Below are 2,316 nucleotides of genomic sequence, written 5' to 3'. Positions count from 1 at the left end.
AGTCCACCTTGGCACTGCTCTTGAGGATCACGTCGTGGGCCCCACCCTCGGTGATCGAGGTCTGAGAGACGACCGTGACCTTAGAGTGCTTGCGGAGATGCTCTAGGGTGGTCGACCCACAGCTGCACATCGTCGCCTTGATCTTATTGATCGTAGACTCAAGGCTATCCTTCATCTCTCCGGCGTAGGGGACATAGCTGTCCACTCCCTCCTCAAACTTCATCTGACCCAGCACCGGCGCCTTGTCGCCGTCGTCGTACCGCTGCCAGTTCTTAGCACGATTGGAGCCCTCACCCCAGTACTCCTTGACGTAATTGCCATTGATCTTAAGGAGGCGACCGGGACTCTCATCGAAGCGAGCGAAGTAGCGACCCATCATCAGGAAGTCCGCCCCCATAGCGAGGGCCAGAACCATATGATAGTCGTGCACGAGACCGCCATCGGAGCAGATCGGGATGTACTCGCCCTTCTCCTCCAGCCACTTATCTCGAGCAGCGGCTACGTCAATGACCGAGGTGGCCTGACCTCGTCCGATACCCTTCTGCTCACGAGTGATGCAGATCGAGCCACCTCCGATACCGACCTTGATGAAGTCGGCACCTGCAGCGGCGAGGTAATTGAAGCCATCCGCATCGACCACATTACCAGCACCTATGGGGAGATCGGGGTAATTGCTCTTCACCCACTTCAGCGCATCCGCCTGCCACTCGGAGAAGCCGTCCGAGGAGTCGAGGCAGACGACGTCCACACCCGCCTTCACCAGAGCCGGTACCCGCTCCTTGTAGTCGCGGGTATTGATGCCGGCACCGACGAGGAGCGTCTTCGTCTCCTTGTCCGAGAGCTCATTGGGATTAGCGTGGTGGCTGTCGTAGTCCTTGCGGAAGACGAGCGAGCAGAGGTGGTTCGACTTATTGATGATCGGGAGGGTGTTCAGCTTCGCGTCCCAGATCACATCGTTTGCTTCCGAGAGCGTGATCCCCTCGTACCCAGTGGTGAGCTTATCGAATGGGGTCATCATATCCCTCACCTTGGTATCGAAGGGCGTCACCCCGATGCGGTAATCCCGTGTGGTGAGCATACCGAGGAGCTTGCCATTGGGCTTGCCGTCATCAGTCACTGCGATGGTGGAGTGCCCGGTCCGCTTGATCAGGTCGAGTGCATCCTGCAGCGTATGGTCGGGTGTAAGGTTGGAGTCGCTCTGGACAAATCCGGCCTTAAATTTCTTCACCCTCCGCACCATCTCCGCCTCATCCTCGATGGGCTGAGAGCCGTAGATGAAGGAGAGTCCCCCATTCTGCGCCAGTGCGATCGCCAGCCGGTCATCTGAGACCGCCTGCATAATCGCCGAGACGAAGGGGATATTGAGGTGAAGGGAGGGCTCCTCGCCCTTCTTATGCTTCACGAGAGGAGTCCGGAGACAGATGTTATCCGGGGTGCAGTCGCGTGTAGTAAGTCCGGGGATAAGGAGATACTCACCGAAGGTATGGGAGATTTCGCTGGTAATGATGGCCATGATAGTCTATGCTATGTATTCTGTGTCGTCCAACGGATGTAGATCCTGCACAAAGGTACCCCTTTTCCATTTATTATATCTCACCTCTGCCATCTCCCGTAGATCCAGCCGTAGAGCGCACCGACGAAGAGGGCGCCTCCGGCGATGTTGCCGAGGGTGACCGGGAGGAGGTTGTCGAAGAGGAGCTGGGAGAGACTCACCTCAGCGCCATACATCATGCCAGTGGGTATGTAGTACATATTGGCGATAGAGTGCTCGAAGCCCATCACCACAAAGGCCATCACCGGACACCAGAGCCCTATCATCTTACCGGACATGGTGTCCGCCGCCGTCGCCAGCCAGATGGCGAGGCAGACAAACCAATTGGCTCCCACGCCACGGACGAAGGCTTCACCCCAGGAGAGCGAGGCCTTTGTCTCCGCAGTGGTGCGGATAAAGGAGCCAAAGGCCTCAGGCTCCATAAGTCCTGTGAGGTAGACGAGGAAGTAGTCCCAGAAGAGTGCGCCGAGGAAGTTGGCACACCAGACCACTCCCCAATTGAGCAATACACGCCCCCATCGTACTTTACCCTGCATCGTCGCCGGTACCAACACGGCACAGTTGCCGGTAAAGAGCTCCGCCCCCGCAATGACGACGAGGATGATGCCGAGGGGGAAGAAGAAGCCGCTCAGGAGCTTAGGCAGCACCGGATTGCCTGCTGCAGCAGCACCAAAGCCACCGCCAGCCAGGGTCGCCAGAGTCCCTCCCATGGCGATATAGACACCGGCGAGGAAGCCGAGGAGCACCATATTAATAAGAGAGAG

At 57.9% G+C, this 2,316-nt stretch carries 2 protein-coding genes; both read right to left on the bottom strand.

Translation table 11 applies throughout. The features are described 5' to 3' along the window. Positions 1–1,513 (bottom strand): IMP dehydrogenase (locus tag Q0F21_RS07335; RefSeq protein ID WP_297238722.1); only part of this gene is annotated, 1,513 nt, incomplete at its 3' end. Positions 1,514–1,593: 80 nt separating this feature from the next. Beyond that, positions 1,594–2,316, bottom strand: a 723-nt coding sequence (locus Q0F21_RS07330) for a formate/nitrite transporter family protein (RefSeq protein WP_297238721.1), incomplete at its 5' end; no start/stop codon positions are given.

Origin of the sequence: uncultured Porphyromonas sp. (assembly GCF_934359325.1) — a bacterium.
In the GTDB taxonomy this organism is placed as follows: Bacteria; Bacteroidota; Bacteroidia; order Bacteroidales; family Porphyromonadaceae; genus Porphyromonas_A.
The sequence above is the reverse complement of the archived record's forward strand: the minus strand, read 5'-3'. Positions and strand labels throughout refer to the sequence as shown.